Origin of the sequence: Streptomyces hyderabadensis (assembly GCF_020404845.1) — a bacterium.
GTDB classification, from domain to species: Bacteria; Actinomycetota; Actinomycetes; order Streptomycetales; family Streptomycetaceae; genus Streptomyces; species Streptomyces hyderabadensis.
Genome location: NZ_JAIOJZ010000021.1, coordinates 24,035 through 39,949, shown reverse-complemented (window position 1 = coordinate 39,949; position 15,915 = coordinate 24,035). Strand labels below are relative to the sequence as shown.

The following is a 15,915-nucleotide window of genomic DNA, read 5'->3' as shown; positions in this document are numbered from 1 at the left end:
CACCGGACCGCCCGGCTAACCTCCTAGCACCACCCTTACGCAGCAGGAGACACGAGAACCATGGCCAACGCACCGGTCCAGCGCATGTCGAAGTTGATGGCGAAGACGCTGCGCGACGACCCGGCGGACGCCGAGGTCCTCAGCCACAAGCTGCTGGTCCGCGCCGGCTACGTGCGCCGCACCGCCGCCGGCCTGTGGAGCTGGCTGCCCCTCGGCAAGAAGGTCCTCGGCAACATCGAGCGCATCGTCCGCGAGGAGATGGACGCCATCGGCGCCCAGGAGGTCCAGCTCCCCGCCCTCCTGCCGCGCGAGCCGTACGAGGCGACGGGCCGCTGGGACGAATACGGCCCCGAACTCTTCCGCCTCCAGGACCGCAAGGGCGGCGACTACCTCCTCGGCCCCACCCACGAGGAGATCTTCACCCTCCTGGTCAAGGACCAGGCATCGTCCTACAAGGACCTGCCGGTCATCCTCTACCAGATCCAGAACAAGTACCGCGACGAGGCCCGCCCCCGGGCCGGCATCCTGCGCGGCCGCGAGTTCCTCATGAAGGACTCCTACTCCTTCGACGTCGCCGACGAGGGCCTCGCCGAGTCCTACGCCCTGCACCGCGCCGCCTACCAGCGCATCTTCGAGCGCCTCGGCCTCGACTACCGCATCGTCGCGGCCACCGCCGGCGCCATGGGCGGCTCCAAGTCCGAGGAGTTCCTGGCCCCCGCGGAGGCGGGCGAGGACACCTTCGCCGACTGCCCGAACTGCGACTACGCCGCCAACACCGAGGCGATCACCTACAAGCTGAGCCCCGTGGAGGCGGCCGACGTCCCCGCGGCCGAGGACATCCCCACCCCCGACACCCCCACCATCGAGACCCTGGCCGCCTCCCTCGGCGTAGAAGCCTCCGCCACCCTCAAGAACCTCCTGGTCAAGGTGGACGGCGAGATCGTCGCCGTGGGCGTCCCCGGCGACCGCGAGGTCGACATGGACAAGGTGGAGGCGCACTTCGCCCCCGCCGCCGTCGAGCTGGTCACCGCCGAGGACTTCGTCGGCCGCTCCGACCTGGTCCGCGGCTACGTCGGCCCGCAGGGCCTGGGCGAGAAGGTCAAGTACATCGCCGACCCCCGCGTCGCGCCCGGCACCGCGTGGATCACCGGCGCCAACAAGGCCGACACCCACGCCAAGAACGTGGTCGCGGGCCGCGACTTCGAGGTCGACGAGTATGTCGACGTCGTGGTGGTCCGCGAGGGCGACCCCTGCCCGAACTGCGGCACCGGCCTCAAGCTGGACCGCGCCATCGAGATCGGCCACATCTTCCAGCTGGGCCGCAAGTACGCCGACGCCCTCAAGCTCGACGTCCTCGGCCAGAACGGCAAGCCGGCCCGCGTCACCATGGGCTCCTACGGCATCGGTGTCTCCCGCGCGGTGGCCGCCCTCGCCGAGCAGCACGCCGACGACAAGGGCCTCGTCTGGTCCAAGGAGGTCGCCCCGGCCGACGTCCACGTCGTCGCCGCGGGCAAGGCCCTCCAGACCGAGCTGGCCCTGGAGGTCTCCGACAAGCTGGCCGCGGCCGGCGTCCGCGTCCTGGTGGACGACCGCGCGGGAGTCTCTCCCGGCGTGAAGTTCACCGACGCCGAACTCATCGGCGTCCCGCAGATCCTGGTGGCCGGCCGCCGCTCCGCCGAGGGCGTGGTCGAACTGAAGGACCGCCGCACGGGGGAGCGCGAGGAAGTGACGGTCGAGGAGGCCCTCACCCGCCTGACCGCCTGACGCCACGCAGCCGCTCCCGGCGTTCCCCTGCCCCCCGGGGCGGGTGCGGGCGCCGGGTCGGCTACGCGTCCCGGCGTTCGGGTGGGCGCGGGGGTGGGTCGCGCGGCCCGGCGTTACGGGGTGCCGCTGCGCCCACCCGTGCCGCCCCAGCGGCACGACTGCCCGCAGCTACGCGGCATGCGACTGCCCGCAGCGGCGCGCGGCTGGCGACGGCCCGCAGCGGGGCTAGGGCGACGCGGCGGGAAAGTCGCGTACGGCGGGAAGGGGACGTGTCGGGGGGTGTTCGCCCGCAGCGGTTGGCGCGTCAACGCCCCGAGCCTCTTAAAGACACCGATTCCGCGCCGTTCCGAGGACGAACACCCCCCGGCGCGGCCCCGACCCACCCACCGAACCCAAGGCGCTACGCGCACCCCCACCGAACCCGCACAGGCGCCGCAGGCACCCCACCCCGTCACAACCAGCCCGCGAACTCCAACAACAGCTCCGCGTCCTGCTCCCGCCCCACCCGCCGGGCCCGCACCCCCGACTCCACCGCCCGGAACAGCGTCCACCCCCGCAGCCGCTCCTGATCGACCTCCAGCGACTCCGCGAGCCGTTTGATCCGCCGCCGCGTCGTCGACGCCCCCGACGGCTGGGCGATCAGATCCTCCACCCGGTCCCGCACCAGCCGCGCCAGATCGAACGCGCTCTCCCCGACCACCGGATCCGGCCCCACCGCGAGCCACGGCATCCGATCCCCCGCGAGCACCTTGCTCTGCCGGAACGTCCCGTGCAGCAACCGCTCCTCCGGCGGCTCCGCCAACAACTCCGCCCGCGCCCCGAGCGCCGCGTCGACCAGCGGCGCCACCTCCGCGTCCGCCGCGGCCCCCGCCCGCATCGCCTCGGCCTGCCGCTCCGTCCGCTCGGCCACCGTCTCGAACGGATGAGAGGCCGGCGGTGCCACCCACAGCCGCCGCAACGTCCCCGCGGCCTCCAGCAACGCCTTGGCCTCCGGCAGCGACCGCACCGACACATCCGGATGCAGCCGCTCCAACACCAGCACGCCCGCCTCGGCCCCGGCTCCCGCCTCGGCCGTGCCCTCGCGTACCTGCACCGCACCCCGCCCGCCCCAGTGCACCAGCGCGGCCCGCTCGCTCTCCGGACGCGCCCGCCGCGGCGCGAGCTTCAGCACCGCGGGCGACCCGTCGGCCGTCCGCACCAGAACGACCAGGCTGCTGCGCCCCCCGGGCACCTGCACCCGCTCGACCGTCAACTCCCGCCGCGTCACGGCCCGCTCCGCCACTTCGGGCAGCTTCGCCAACCAGTCGTCACCGTCCGGTGCCGTCTCGCCGAGCGCCCTGACCAAACGCCGCGGCGGTTCGAAAGCCATGCGCGAGCCGTTCCCTTCCCGTACGGAATGCCGTACGCGTTACGCAGTCGGTGATGCAGTCGCAGTCGCAGTCGCAGTCGCAGTCGCAGTTGCCGTCGCCGTGTCGGCCGCCCGCTCGACGAGCCCAGGGAAGGCTACGCTCCCGCCCCGCCAGCGCACCGCGCGGACCGCGGCCTCGCGCAGCGCCGCCGCCGCCGAGGCCCGCCCGTCGCCCTCGGCCGCCCGCACCAGATCGGAGTACACCCCGGCCACCCGGTCCTCCAGCTCGGCCGCCAGCCGCACCGCCGCCGCCGAGTCCGGCACCGAGAAGGGCAGCGCGTACGCCGCCGCCGCGGCCACCGGTTCGCCGTCCAGGTCCCGTACCTCGCGCGCCAGCGCGTCCCGCCGCGCCCGGTGGGCGTCGTACGCCGTCCGCGCCTCGGCACGCCGCTCCTCGGCGATCCGCCCGCCGACGACCCCGTAGCCGTACACCGCCGCGTGCTCGGCCGCCAGCGCCGCCTGGAGCGCGTCCAGCCGCCCGTCCTCCGCCTTGCCCACCCGTCAGCCCTCCGTCAGCAGGAACACGTGCGCGGCCCCGGCCGCCGCCACCGAGGCGAGCAGCCGCGCCAACTCACCCGGTACGTCGAGCAGCGCCCCGGCCCGCCGGTCGGCCAGCTTCCGCTCGGCCCCGGCGAGCAGCGCCAGGGCGCCCTTCTCATCCGCAGGCACGACCCCGGCATCCCCGGCATCCCCGAAGTCACCCCCGGGCCCAGCAGCCCGGGCGGAGACCGAAGGCGACGCAGTCGCCCCCGAAGTCGCCGTCGGCGAAGCCCCCCGCACTGCCCCGAACGCCTCCGCGTGCCGCACGACCTCCTCCCGCAGCGGCCGCAGCCGCTCCGCCAGCACCGGATGGGCCGCGATCACCGCCGCATACCGCGCGGCCAGGTCCTCACTGTCGCGGGCCGCACGCGCGCGTGCCCGCTCGGCGTCCGACGGACCGCTCCCCGACTCGCCGGAGCCCGACCCTCCGGTACAGCCGACGAGCAGGGCGGCCCCGGCGGCCGACGCGAGCAGGCTCCTTCTGCGCGGCCCCGAGGACGGGCGCGACGAGGGGAAATACGACACGGCAGACGTCCTACACAGACTCGTACGGAAACGACGGAAAAGACGGAAACGATGAAAACGAGCAAAAACAAGCAACGACGACCACACGACGGGAACAACCTCACGATCCCGCCCACCCGTGATCACGGTACCCGCGCCCCGCCCGCCCACCACTCATCGGCACCGCGCATCGGCACCACTCGTCGATGCGCTCATCCGCACCGCCCGCCCCGGGTGGACGGCAACACCCCCCGCGACCGGATACCCTTTGACCAGACACGCGCACCGTCCCACAACAGCACACGCGGCCGAGGAGTCACCCGGATGAGCACCACCCAGAGCGAGAGGCTGCGAGAGCTGCTTGAGCCGCTCGTCGCCTCCCAGGGACTGGACCTCGAAGAGATCGCGGTGGACTCGGTCGGCCGACGCCGTGTGCTGAGCGTGGTCGTCGACTCCGACACCGGAGCGGACCTGGACCGGATCGCCGATGTGAGCCGCGCGCTCTCGGCGAAGCTCGACGAGACCGACGCGATGGGCGAAGGGGAGTACACCCTCGAAGTCGGCACCCCCGGCGCGGAGCGCTCCCTCACCCAGTACCGCCACTACGTGCGCGCCACGGACCGCCTGGTCCGCTTCCAGCTGCGCGAGGGCGGCGGCGAACTGGTCGCCCGCATCCTCGCCGTGGACGAGGACGGACTCGACCTCGAAGTGCCCGGGGTGAAGGGCCGCAGGCCCACCACCCGCAGACTGCCGTTCGGCGACATCGACAAGGCACGCGTCCAGGTCGAGTTCAACCGCAAGAACGACGACAAGCACAACAACGAGAACGACCACAAGAACAACAACAAGAACAACAACAAGACGGAAGAGGAGGAGGCGTAGCCGTGGACATCGACATGAGCGCCCTGCGGGGCTTGGTACGGGAGAAGGAGATCTCCTTCGACCTGCTGGTCGAGGCGATCGAGTCGGCCCTCCTCATCGCCTACCACCGCACCGAGGGAAGCCGCCGGCACGCGCGCGTGGAGCTCGACCGGAACACCGGCCATGTGACCGTGTGGGCGAAGGAGGACCCGGACGACCTCGAGGAGGGCCAGGCGGCCCGCGAGTTCGACGACACCCCGTCCGACTTCGGCCGCATCGCCGCCACCACCGCCAAGCAGGTCATCCTGCAGCGGCTGCGCGACGCCGAGGACGACGCGACGCTCGGTGAGTACGCCGGCCGTGAGGGCGACATCGTCACCGGCGTGGTCCAGCAGGGCCGCGACCCGAAGAACGTGCTGGTCGACATCGGCAAGCTGGAGGCCATCCTGCCGGTGCAGGAGCAGGTGCCCGGCGAGACCTACCCGCACGGCACGCGCCTGCGCTCGTACGTCGTCCGGGTGGCCAAGGGCGTACGGGGCCCCTCCGTGACGCTCTCCCGCACGCACCCCAACCTGGTGAAGAAGCTGTTCGCCCTGGAGGTCCCGGAGATCGCCGACGGGTCCGTCGAGATCTCCGCGATCGCCCGCGAGGCCGGCCACCGCACCAAGATCGCCGTGCGCTCCACCCGCTCGGGCCTGAACGCCAAGGGCGCCTGCATCGGCCCCATGGGCGGCCGGGTGCGCAACGTCATGGGCGAGCTGAACGGCGAGAAGATCGACATCGTCGACTGGTCGGACGACCCGGCCGAGATGGTGGCGAACGCGCTCTCCCCGGCCCGCGTCTCCAAGGTGGAGGTCGTGGACCTGGCGGCCCGCTCCGCGCGCGTGATCGTGCCCGACTACCAGCTGTCGCTGGCGATCGGCAAGGAAGGCCAGAACGCCCGGCTCGCGGCCCGGCTGACCGGCTGGCGGATCGACATCCGCCCGGACACCGAGCAGCCGGAGAACCAGGCGGCGGAGCAGCCCGCGGAGCGGTTGTCCGACGGGCCGTCCGGTCGGTCGTCCGACGGGTCCTCCGGCGGCCGCGGGGAATAGATCCAAGCCGCACGGCGCTGAGATCACGACAGCTTTGCGTGCGGCACGTGTTCGATTCTTGCCCCGAAGGGGTGAGGTCGGTCCGGGGAGGTAGACTTAGGAGTGTCTGGCCGGACACGTACCCGAGCATGCCCCGAGCGCACCTGCGTGGGGTGCCGGGAGCGAGCGGTCAAGAGCGAGCTGCTGCGCACCGTGGCGGTCGAGGGTAAATGCACCCCTGATCCACGCGGTACGCTGCCCGGCCGGGGTGCGTACATCCACCCCGTACCGGTCTGTGTCGACCAGGCGGTGCGCCGCAAGGCGTTTCCGCGGGCGCTCCGCGTCCCGGGTCCGCTCGACGTAAAGGCGTTGCGCCACTACGTCGAGCAGGCAGAAGGTTGCAGCAAGGTTGCTGAAAGCAGCATGTGAGCAACGTGGTAAGGAAGACATGCCGCGCGGAACCCCGCGCGGCTTGGTACCTCGCGAGTCGAAAGCAGGTCGAGATTGCGATGAGCACTCGATGAGTACGCGATGAGTACGCCCATGAACTAGCGACGGTCCGGACGCAACCCGGACCTCAGAGGAGCGAAGTGGCTAAGGTCCGGGTCTACGAACTCGCCAAGGAGTTCGGTGTCGAGAGCAAGGTCGTCATGGCCAAGCTCCAGGAACTCGGTGAATTCGTCCGTTCGGCGTCTTCGACGATCGAAGCGCCCGTAGTACGCAAGCTGACAGACGCCTTCCAGCAGGGCGGCGGCAACGGCCGGTCCGCCGGTCGCCCCGCGGCCCCGAAGAAGGCTGCCCCCAGGCCGTCGGCGCCCTCCCCGGCGCAGGCGGCTCGTCCGGCTGCCCCGCGGCCGGCCGCACCCAAGCCCGCCGCTGCCCAGCAGCCCGCGGCTCCGTCGGCCCCCGCGCCGGCGCCGTCCCAGGGCCCGCGTCCGACGCCGGGCCCCAAGCCCGCGCCGCGTCCGGCCCCGGCCGCCCCGGAGTTCACCGCTCCGCCGGCCTCCCCGGCCGCCTCGGCACCGGCCCCGTCCGGCCCGAAGCCCGGCGCGCGCCCCGGCGCCCCCAAGCCCGGCGGCGCCCGTCCGTCCGGTCCGGGTCAGGACCGCGGTCAGCAGGGCGGCCAGGGCCGTCCCGGTGGCCAGCGGCCCGGTGCCCCGGCGCAGCGTCCGGGCGGTCGTCCCGGCGGTCCGCGCCCGGGCAACAACCCCTTCACCTCCGGCGGCAACGCCGGCATGGCGCGCCCGGCGGCGCCCCGTCCGCAGGGCGGGCCGCGTCCGGGCGGCCCCGGTGCCCCCGGCGCCGGTCCCCGTCCGCAGGGCCCCGGCGGCCAGGGCGGCGGTCCCCGTCCCCAGGCTCCGGGCGGCAACCGTCCGAGCCCGGGCTCGATGCCCCGTCCACAGGGCGGCGGCGCCGGTCCCCGTCCCGGCGGCGGCCCGCGTCCGAACCCCGGCATGATGCCGCAGCGTCCCGCGGCCGGCCCGCGTCCCGGCCCCGGTGGCGGCGGTCGCGGTCCCGGCGGTGCCGGTCGTCCCGGCGGCGGTCGTCCCGGTGGCGGCGGCGGCTTCGCCGGCCGTCCCGGCGGTGGCGGCGGCCGTCCCGGTGGCGGCGGCGGTTTCGCCGGTCGTCCCGGCGGTGGCGGCGGCTTCGGCGGCGGCGGTGGCCGTCCCGGCTTCGGCGGTCGTCCCGGCGGTCCGGGTGGCCGTGGTGGCACGCAGGGCGCCTTCGGTCGTCCCGGTGGGCCCGCCCGTCGCGGTCGCAAGTCGAAGCGGCAGCGGCGCCAGGAGTACGAGGCCATGCAGGCCCCGAGCGTCGGCGGCGTGATGCTGCCGCGCGGCAACGGCGAGACCATCCGTCTCTCCCGCGGCGCGTCGCTCACCGACTTCGCGGAGAAGATCAACGCCAACCCGGCGTCGCTCGTCGCGGTCATGATGAACCTCGGCGAGATGGTCACCGCGACCCAGTCCGTCTCCGACGAGACGCTCCAGCTCCTGGCCGACGAGATGAACTACACGGTTCAGATCGTCAGCCCGGAGGAGGAGGACCGCGAGCTGCTCGAGTCCTTCGACCTGGAGTTCGGCGAGGACGAGGGCTCCGAGGAGGACCTGGTCGTCCGTCCGCCGGTGGTGACCGTCATGGGTCACGTCGACCACGGTAAGACCCGACTCCTCGACGCCATCCGCAAGACGAACGTCATCGCGGGCGAGGCCGGCGGCATCACCCAGCACATCGGTGCCTACCAGGTCGCGACCGAGGTCAACGACGAAGAGCGCAAGATCACCTTCATCGACACCCCGGGTCACGAGGCGTTCACCGCCATGCGTGCCCGCGGTGCCCGGTCGACCGACATCGCGATCCTGGTCGTCGCGGCCAACGACGGCGTCATGCCGCAGACGGTCGAGGCGCTCAACCACGCCAAGGCGGCCGAGGTCCCGATCGTCGTCGCGGTCAACAAGATCGACGTCGAGGGTGCCGACCCGACCAAGGTGCGCGGTCAGCTGACCGAGTACGGCCTGGTGGCCGAGGAGTACGGCGGCGACACCATGTTCGTCGACATCTCCGCCAAGCAGGGTCTGCACATCGACTCCCTGCTGGAGGCCGTGGTCCTCACCGCGGACGCCTCGCTCGACCTGCGGGCCAACCCGAACCAGGACGCGCAGGGCATCTCCATCGAGTCCCGTCTGGACCGCGGCCGCGGTGCCGTGGCGACGGTCCTCGTGCAGCGAGGCACCCTGCGGGTCGGCGACACGATGGTGGTGGGCGACGCCTACGGCCGCGTCCGCGCCATGCTCGACGACAACGGCAACAACGTCGCCGAGGCGGGTCCGTCCACGCCGGTCCAGGTGCTGGGTCTGACCAACGTCCCGGGCGCCGGTGACAACTTCATCGTGGTCGAGGAGGACCGTACGGCCCGCCAGATCGCGGAGAAGCGCGCCGCCCGCGAGCGCAACGCCGCGTTCGCCAAGCGCACGCGCCGCGTGTCGCTGGAGGACCTGGACAAGGTGCTGAAGGCCGGCGAGGTCCAGCAGCTCAACCTGATCATCAAGGGCGACGCGTCCGGATCGGTCGAGGCGCTGGAATCCTCCCTGCTCCAGCTGGACGTCGGCGAAGAGGTCGACATCCGCGTCCTGCACCGCGGCGTCGGTGCGGTCACGGAGTCCGACATCGACCTGGCGATGGGCTCCGACGCCATCGTGATCGGCTTCAACGTGCGCGCCGCCGGGCGTGCCGCGCAGATGGCCGAGCGCGAGGGTGTGGACGTCCGGTACTACTCGGTCATCTACCAGGCGATCGAGGAGATCGAGGCGGCCCTCAAGGGCATGCTCAAGCCGGAGTACGAAGAGGTCGAGCTGGGCACGGCGGAGATCCGCGAGGTCTTCCGCTCCTCCAAGCTGGGCAACATCGCGGGTGTGCTCATCCGCTCCGGCGAGGTCAAGCGCAACACCAAGGCGCGCCTCCTGCGCGATGGCAAGGTCATCGCGGAGAACCTCAACATCGAGGGTCTGCGTCGCTTCAAGGACGACGTCACCGAGATCCGCGAAGGCTTCGAGGGCGGTATCAACCTCGGAAACTTCAACGACATCAAGGTCGACGACGTCATCGCGACGTACGAGATGCGCGAGAAGCCGCGGGTGTAAGCACCGCGACTTCCGGGAGTGACCGGTCCGGGGCCGGTCGGCGGAGCACAATATCCGTCGATCGGCCCCGGCCGTTCGTTGTACGGTTCTGATGATCCCGCCCGTGGACGGCGGGGCCATCGATCCCGGACCGGCGGGTGAACCGGCTGCACATGTATGTGGGGACGCTGTCCTTCGACCTCCTCCTCGGCGACGTACATTCGCTGAAGGAGAAGCGCTCCGTCGTCCGCCCGATCGTCGCCGAACTCCAGCGGAAGTACGCGGTGAGCGCGGCGGAGGTGGAGCACATGAACCTGCACCGCCGGGCGGTCGTCGGCCTGGCCATGGTGTCCGGCGACGCGGGCCACCTCAGCGACGTGCTCGACCGGTGCGAGCGGCTGGTGGCCGGCCGGCCCGAGGTGGAACTGCTGTCGGTGAGGCGGCGCTTCCACGGCGACGACGACTGACCAGACCGGGCAACCGGCACAAGACCGGATCGGGCACGAAAAGGCCGGAAGCCGGATCAGGCAAGAGAAGAAAGAACGGGAGACGGACCAGTGGCCGACAACGCGCGGGCGAAAAGGCTGGCGGACCTCATCCGAGAGGTGGTGGCCCAGAAGCTGCAGCGCGGGATCAAGGACCCGCGGCTCGGCTCGCACGTCACCATCACGGACACCCGGGTCACGGGTGACCTGCGGGAGGCGACCGTCTTCTACACGGTCTACGGCGACGACGAGGAGCGCAAGGCCGCCGCGGCGGGCCTGGAGAGCGCCAAGGGCATCCTGCGCTCCGAGGTCGGCAAGGCGGCCGGCGTGAAGTTCACGCCGACCCTGACCTTCGTCATGGACGCCCTGCCGGACACCGCCCGCACCATCGAGGACCTCCTCGACAAGGCGCGGCAGTCCGACGAGAAGGTGCGCGAGGCGTCCGCGGGCGCCACGTACGCGGGCGAGGCGGACCCGTACCGCAGGCCGGGCGAGGACGAGACCGAGGCCGACGAGACGGACGACACCGCTAAATGACCGAGAAGCACACCACGCCCGACGGCCTTGTCATCGTCGACAAGCCGTCGGGCTTCACTTCGCACGACGTCGTCGCCAAGATGCGGGGCATCGCCCGCACCCGGCGCGTCGGGCACGCCGGCACGCTCGACCCGATGGCGACGGGCGTCCTGGTCCTCGGTGTGGAGCGGGCCACCAAGCTCCTCGGCCACCTCGCCCTCACCGAGAAGGAGTACCTGGGCACCATCAGGCTCGGGCAGACGACGCTCACCGACGACGCCGAGGGCGAGATCACGGGGTCGCAGGACGCCTCGAAGGTCACCCGGGAGGCGATCGACGCCGGCATCGCCGAGCTGAGCGGCGACATCATGCAGGTGCCGTCCAAGGTCAGCGCCATCAAGATCAAGGGCGTGCGCTCCTACAAGCGGGCGCGCGAGGGCGAGGACTTCGAGATCCCCGCCCGCCCCGTCACCGTCTCCTCCTTCACGGTGTACGACGTCCGGGACGCCGTCGCCGACGACGGCACCCCGGTGCTCGACCTGGTGGTCTCGGTGACCTGCTCCTCCGGGACCTACATCCGGGCGCTGGCCCGTGACCTGGGCGCCGGTCTCGGCGTCGGCGGACTCCTCACGGCGCTGCGGCGCACCCGCGTCGGGCCGTACAAGCTGGACGGCGCCCGGACCCTGGATCAGCTCCAGCAGGAGCTGACCGTGATGCCCGTCGCGGACGCGGCCGCTGCCGCCTTCCCGCGCTGGGACGTGGACGCCAAGCGGGCCCGGCTGCTCACCAACGGCGTACGGCTTGAGATGCCCGAGGAGTACACGGGTGCCGGTGCCGTCGCCGTCTTCGATCCCGGCGGCCGCCTCCTGGCCCTGGTGGAGGAACACAAGGGCAAGGCGAAGAGCCTGGCCGTCTTCGGCTGAGCCGACACCGCGCCGGGCCCGCCCGTGGAGCGGCGATCACGGGGACTGCCACTGTCGCCGCTCCACGGTCCCCCCTCGGTTCCCCCACCCCCTAGGGTGTATCCAACCCACCCCGTCTGTTCACCCGTCCGGGCAGGCGCTCGGAGTGAACCGGGGGAGTGGAAGGGGGCGCGTTCGCCAGGGGATCTGTCCCGCTGATCATCTCGCGCCTACCGTCGAACACACGGCACGGGTGTACGGCGGGGAGGTTCGACGATGGCGTCGCGGAACCGGTCCCGGGAGGCGACGGGCGGCAGGGCGGGGGAGCGGCCCGGCAACGGCTCCCGGGAAGTCCCGGGCGGATCCCCGGCCTTCGGGGAGGCCGATCCGGCGGGGCACGCGTCCGCTCCGGACGGGTGGGCGTACGACGCCGCCCTGATCCGCTTCCACGACCTCGCCGGCCGCCCGCGCGGCACGGGATTCGTCGCCGACCACCACGGCACGGTGCTCACCAGCCACGAAGCGGTCGACGGCCTGCCCCGGCTGGTGCTGAGCACCGCCGGGGACCGCCGCCGCGTCGTGGCCGCCGCCGACGTGACCCCGCTGCCCGCGCTCGGACTGGCCCTCGTCCGCACCGAGGGCCTCGGCGTCGACCCGCTCCCCCTCACCGCGCGCGACCGCGTCCCCGCCGGGACCTACGTGCGGATCGCCGCCGGCGGCTGGCGCGAGGCCCGGGTCCTGGGCGCCACCGACGTCACCTACACGGCCACCGACCGCTTCCACCACCTCGGCGACGCCCTCGAACTGGCCGTCGGCACCTGCGGGCGGGACGCCCTGCGGCTGGGCGGCGGCGCGGCCGGCGGGCCCGTGCTCGACATGGCGACCGGCGCCGTCCTCGGCGTCCTCGGCACCGCCCTCAGCTCCGGACACAGCGACGTCGGCTTCGCCGTGCCGCTGCGCCGCGCGACCACGGGCCCACTCGCCGAACTCCTCGCCGAGAACGCGGCGACGGTCCCCGCGTACGGTGCCGACCTCAACCTGGCCGGTGTGCTCGCCCTCACGGCGACGACGGTCACGGACGGGGTCCCCGCAGCCGCGCCGGGCGGCGGTTCCGGTGCGCCGGTACCGGTCGAACGGGCCGGGGTGGCCCGCGAGTTCGCCGCCTTCACCGCCGGTCGCGCCCGGGTGCTCGGCCTGGTCGGCGCGCCGGGCAGCGGCCGGACGACCGAGCTGGCGGCCCTCGAAGCCCGGCGTTCCCGGGGTCCGGAGGCGGCTCCCACACTGTGGCTGCGCGGGGCCGATCTGCACGACGGCGACCTGTCGCTGGCGGACGCGGCTCGCCGGACGCTGGCCCGGGCCGCCCGTATCGTCGCCGCGTCCGACGGTCCCGGACCCGACGACCCCGGTGGCCTCGGCGGCGTCACCCCGGAACGCGTCGCCCACCTGGCCCGCACCGCCGGACGGCCCCTCCTGGTCCTGCTGGACGGCCCCGAGGAGATGCCGCCCGTCCTGGCGCACCGCCTCCCCGAGTGGACCGAGGGCACGGCCACCTGGCTGCGGGAGACGGGGACACGGCTGGTGGTGGCCTGCCGCACGGAGTACTGGGAGCACGCCGGGGCGGAGTTCCCGAGGGAACTGCTGCACGGATCGGGCCCCGGGGAGGCCCCGCCGCCCCGGGCGGCGCTCGCCGTGCCGGGGCCGGGAGCGGGTGTGTCCTCGTCCTGGACCGACCTGCGGCCGGTGCGCCCGGAGGCGGCAGCAGGGGGAGCGCCGACTCCCCGGGCGACCGGCGGGACGTCCGGTGCGCCACCGTGGCCGCGTCGCACCGCCGCTCCCGCGGGTCCGCACCCGGGGTCCGGTGTCGCAGGTTCCCCGGAGGCGACGGGTGCGGTTGGCTCCGGGCCGGTGTCTGGTGGCGCTGCACCGTGGTGGCGTGGCGGCACCGGCCGCGTGGCACCGCTACCGGGGCCCGGTACCGGCACCGCAGGTCCCCTGGACGCGACGGCAGCCGTCGCCTCCGGGCCGGTGCCGGCAGGCACCCCGGGGGGTGGGGACGCCGGGCTCCCGCCCTGCGTCCGCCTGGGCGACCTGAGCGACGAGGAGGCCCGCGAGGCCCGCGTCCGCCACGGCGTACCGGAGGGCGCCCTGGCCGGCCCGGACGCCGGTCACCCCCTCACCCTCCGCCTGTTCTCGGAGGTGCTCGCCGCGCTCTCCGGCCCCGCGGCCCCCGCAGCCGTCACCCGGGACGCGGTCTTCGCGGCCTACCTGGACCTGATGTGCCTGCGCGTCGCCACCCGCCTGGCCGGGGAGAACGGCCTGCACGGCGCCGCCGTGCGCCGACTCGCGGCAAAGGTCTCCGGGCAGGTCCACGAGGCGGCCCGGCGCAGCCTCGCCCGCGGACAGGGCGGACTGGACCGGGAGTCCTTCGGGGCCCTGTTCCCGTGGGGACCGGCCCCGGCCCGGCTGGGCGGCGGCACCGGCTGGGCACCCGCCGTGCTCGCCGAGGGCCTCTTCACCCCCGCGGGCGGCGGGTACCGCTTCGCGCACGAGGAGCTGGCCGACTGGATCCAGGGCACCCACCTCGACCTGGCGGAGGCCCTGCGCGCCCTCGTCCACCGGCGCGACACCCCCCAGACCGCCCACACCCTCCCCGTGCCGCACCACCGCATCGGCTCCGTCGTCGAGGCGGTCCTGCTCCTCGCCCGGCAGCACGGCGTCCCCCAACTCGCCCTGACCCTCGAAGAGCTGGTGCACGCCCTGGACCGCGATCCGCACTCCTGGTGGGCCGCCCGGCTGCTCGCCGAAGTGCTCACCCGGGTACCCGACGCGACGCCGTACACGGAGGTGCTGCGGCTGCTCGCCGACGGGATCGCGGAGCGGGGCGGCGAAGGACACCCGGCGCCGCAGGCCCTCGGGCCCGGATTCTGGACGGCGCTGCGCGTGCCGGAGGCCACCCGCCTGGACCTGCTGCGCCGCCTCGTCCTCGCCGACGGACCGCCGCACCAGCCCGGCCCTCGCCACCTCGACACGGCGGCCGGGCTGCTCGCCGCCGACCCCGCGGCCGTACAACCGCTGCTCGTCCGCTGGTTCGACGACGAGCGGCCGCTGCCCGCCACCCCGCACGCCACCGTGGCGACGGCCGCGCAGGCGCTGCTGCACACGCACCGCCACCGCGGCCTGGACGGCCTCACCGAGGTACTCGTCGACAGCGCGCACCGACGCGCCGACGAACTGCTCGCCGTCCTCGCCGAGGAGGAGCCGTCGGCACTCTGCCGCGCGGTGGAGCGGTGGGCGCGCGACGAGCGTCCCGCGCGGCAGACCGCGGCGGTCACCCACGGACTGCGCACCGCCCCGCACGCACGCCCCGGCGCCGACCGCACCCTGCTCCGGCACGCCGCCCTGGTCCTGCTCGCCGGCCCCTCCGACAGCCCGCTGCGCGGCGGCGCACTCGCCCTGCTCGTCCAGGACCCCGCCTGCCGCGACCGGCACCTCCCCAGGGCCCTGGACCACTTCGCCGCCGGCGACCCGTACCTCCCGCCCAGCGCGGTGGCCGCCGCCCTGCCGACCCACCCCGAGCCCGTTCTCGAAGCCTTCCGGGCCCGCCTGCTCGGCCCGGACGCCGGTGAGGCGCTGCGCAGGCTCGCAGACGCCACCACACCCGCGCTGACCGACCGGGTGGCCGCCCTCGTCGGACGGACGGTGGCCGAGCGCCCCGAGACCGCCGGGCACCTGGCCGCGTACGTCGACCGGCGCCTCGACCTGGACCCCGCACCCGGCGCCGTACTCCTGCCGCTGGTCACCCGCCTCCTGGACGACGGGCCCGAGCCGGTGCGGGCCGCGCTCGCCGGAGTCCTCGCCGCCGACGGGGCGACGGCAGGCGCCCGGCTCCGCCGCGCCCTGCGGGAGCACCTGTTCGCCCACGAGCACGACCCCGCCGTCCTGGACGCGTTGCTGCACGCGGCCGCTCGGTGCGACGGTGAGGAGCTGCGCGCCCTCGTCCAGCGCACCGGGCGGCTCCTCGTCCGCACCCCCGAGGGCGCCACCCGCTTCGACCGCGGCCTGGTCGACCTGGCCCGCCACCTCCCGGGCTTCGCGCCCCGGCTGACCGGCTGGTTCACCGACGCGCCCCAGGACTGGGCCGCGCTGGTGGGCCCCAGCACCCGCCGCACGATCGAGCACCTGGCGGGCGCCCGCGTCCCCGCCTGACCCCCGCCTCGGTCACAGCGGCGAGGCGGATGCCGATGC

12 protein-coding genes are annotated in these 15,915 nt (G+C 73.9%); 9 read left to right on the top strand and 3 right to left on the bottom strand.

What is annotated here, in order from left to right; genetic code table 11:
• Positions 1–60: 60 nt before the first annotated feature.
• A complete protein-coding gene (locus K7854_RS18080) occupies positions 61–1,764 on the top strand; it encodes a proline--tRNA ligase (protein ID WP_226027561.1) in 1,704 nt (567 codons plus the stop codon).
• Between the two features lie 451 nt (positions 1,765–2,215).
• On the opposite strand, the gene K7854_RS18075 is transcribed toward K7854_RS18080, so the two are convergent.
• The 3 genes from K7854_RS18075 to K7854_RS18065 are packed head-to-tail and all read right to left on the bottom strand — an operon-like array spanning position 2,216 to position 4,237.
• Complete coding sequence (locus K7854_RS18075) at positions 2,216–3,133, bottom strand: aminoglycoside phosphotransferase family protein (RefSeq protein WP_226027560.1); 918 nt, start codon at positions 3,131–3,133, stop codon at positions 2,216–2,218.
• Between the two features lie 39 nt (positions 3,134–3,172).
• Entirely contained in the window at positions 3,173–3,670 is a 498-nt protein-coding gene (locus tag K7854_RS18070) for a ferritin-like domain-containing protein (RefSeq protein ID WP_226027559.1), read from the bottom strand.
• A 3-nt stretch (positions 3,671–3,673) separates the two neighbouring features.
• Entirely contained in the window at positions 3,674–4,237 is a 564-nt protein-coding gene (locus K7854_RS18065; protein WP_226027558.1) for a hypothetical protein, read from the bottom strand.
• A 303-nt stretch (positions 4,238–4,540) separates the two neighbouring features.
• Between K7854_RS18065 and rimP the strand changes: the two genes are divergently transcribed.
• The 8 genes from rimP (at position 4,541) to K7854_RS18025 (ending at position 15,876) form a co-directional block, all read left to right on the top strand.
• Positions 4,541–5,098, top strand: a complete 558-nt coding sequence (rimP, locus tag K7854_RS18060) for a ribosome maturation factor RimP (RefSeq protein ID WP_226027557.1) — start codon at positions 4,541–4,543, stop codon at positions 5,096–5,098.
• A 2-nt stretch (positions 5,099–5,100) separates the two neighbouring features.
• The gene (gene nusA / locus K7854_RS18055; protein ID WP_226027556.1) at positions 5,101–6,171 is read left to right on the top strand and encodes a transcription termination factor NusA; all 1,071 of its coding nucleotides are present in this window, start codon (positions 5,101–5,103) and stop codon (positions 6,169–6,171) included.
• A 102-nt stretch (positions 6,172–6,273) separates the two neighbouring features.
• Positions 6,274–6,579, top strand: a complete 306-nt coding sequence (locus tag K7854_RS18050) for a YlxR family protein (RefSeq protein ID WP_226027555.1) — start codon at positions 6,274–6,276, stop codon at positions 6,577–6,579.
• A gap of 161 nt (positions 6,580–6,740) precedes the next feature.
• On the top strand, positions 6,741–9,788 hold the full coding sequence (gene infB / locus K7854_RS18045) for a translation initiation factor IF-2 (protein ID WP_226027554.1): 3,048 nt from the start codon (positions 6,741–6,743) through the stop codon (positions 9,786–9,788).
• Positions 9,789–9,940: 152 nt separating this feature from the next.
• Positions 9,941–10,234, top strand: a complete 294-nt coding sequence (locus tag K7854_RS18040) for a DUF503 domain-containing protein (RefSeq protein ID WP_061442259.1) — start codon at positions 9,941–9,943, stop codon at positions 10,232–10,234.
• 90 nt (positions 10,235–10,324) lie between these two features.
• On the top strand, positions 10,325–10,789 hold the full coding sequence (rbfA, locus tag K7854_RS18035) for a 30S ribosome-binding factor RbfA (protein ID WP_226027553.1): 465 nt from the start codon (positions 10,325–10,327) through the stop codon (positions 10,787–10,789).
• Entirely contained in the window at positions 10,786–11,691 is a 906-nt protein-coding gene (truB, locus tag K7854_RS18030; RefSeq protein ID WP_226027552.1) for a tRNA pseudouridine(55) synthase TruB, read from the top strand. The genes rbfA and truB overlap by 4 nt, the downstream gene beginning before the upstream one ends.
• A gap of 255 nt (positions 11,692–11,946) precedes the next feature.
• Positions 11,947–15,876 (top strand): trypsin-like peptidase domain-containing protein, encoded by a 3,930-nt coding sequence (locus K7854_RS18025; protein WP_226027551.1) that lies wholly within the window; start codon positions 11,947–11,949, stop codon positions 15,874–15,876.
• Positions 15,877–15,915 lie beyond the last annotated feature (39 nt).

Coding starts and splice junctions, on each gene's coding strand:
- truB (WP_226027552.1), top strand. CDS start 10,786: ATGACCGAGAAGCACACCACGCCCGACGGCCTTGTCATCGTCGACAAG.
- rimP (WP_226027557.1), top strand. CDS start 4,541: ATGAGCACCACCCAGAGCGAGAGGCTGCGAGAGCTGCTTGAGCCGCTC.
- K7854_RS18040 (WP_061442259.1), top strand. CDS start 9,941: ATGTATGTGGGGACGCTGTCCTTCGACCTCCTCCTCGGCGACGTACAT.
- K7854_RS18075 (WP_226027560.1), bottom strand. CDS start 3,133: ATGGCTTTCGAACCGCCGCGGCGTTTGGTCAGGGCGCTCGGCGAGACG.
- K7854_RS18080 (WP_226027561.1), top strand. CDS start 61: ATGGCCAACGCACCGGTCCAGCGCATGTCGAAGTTGATGGCGAAGACG.
- K7854_RS18025 (WP_226027551.1), top strand. CDS start 11,947: ATGGCGTCGCGGAACCGGTCCCGGGAGGCGACGGGCGGCAGGGCGGGG.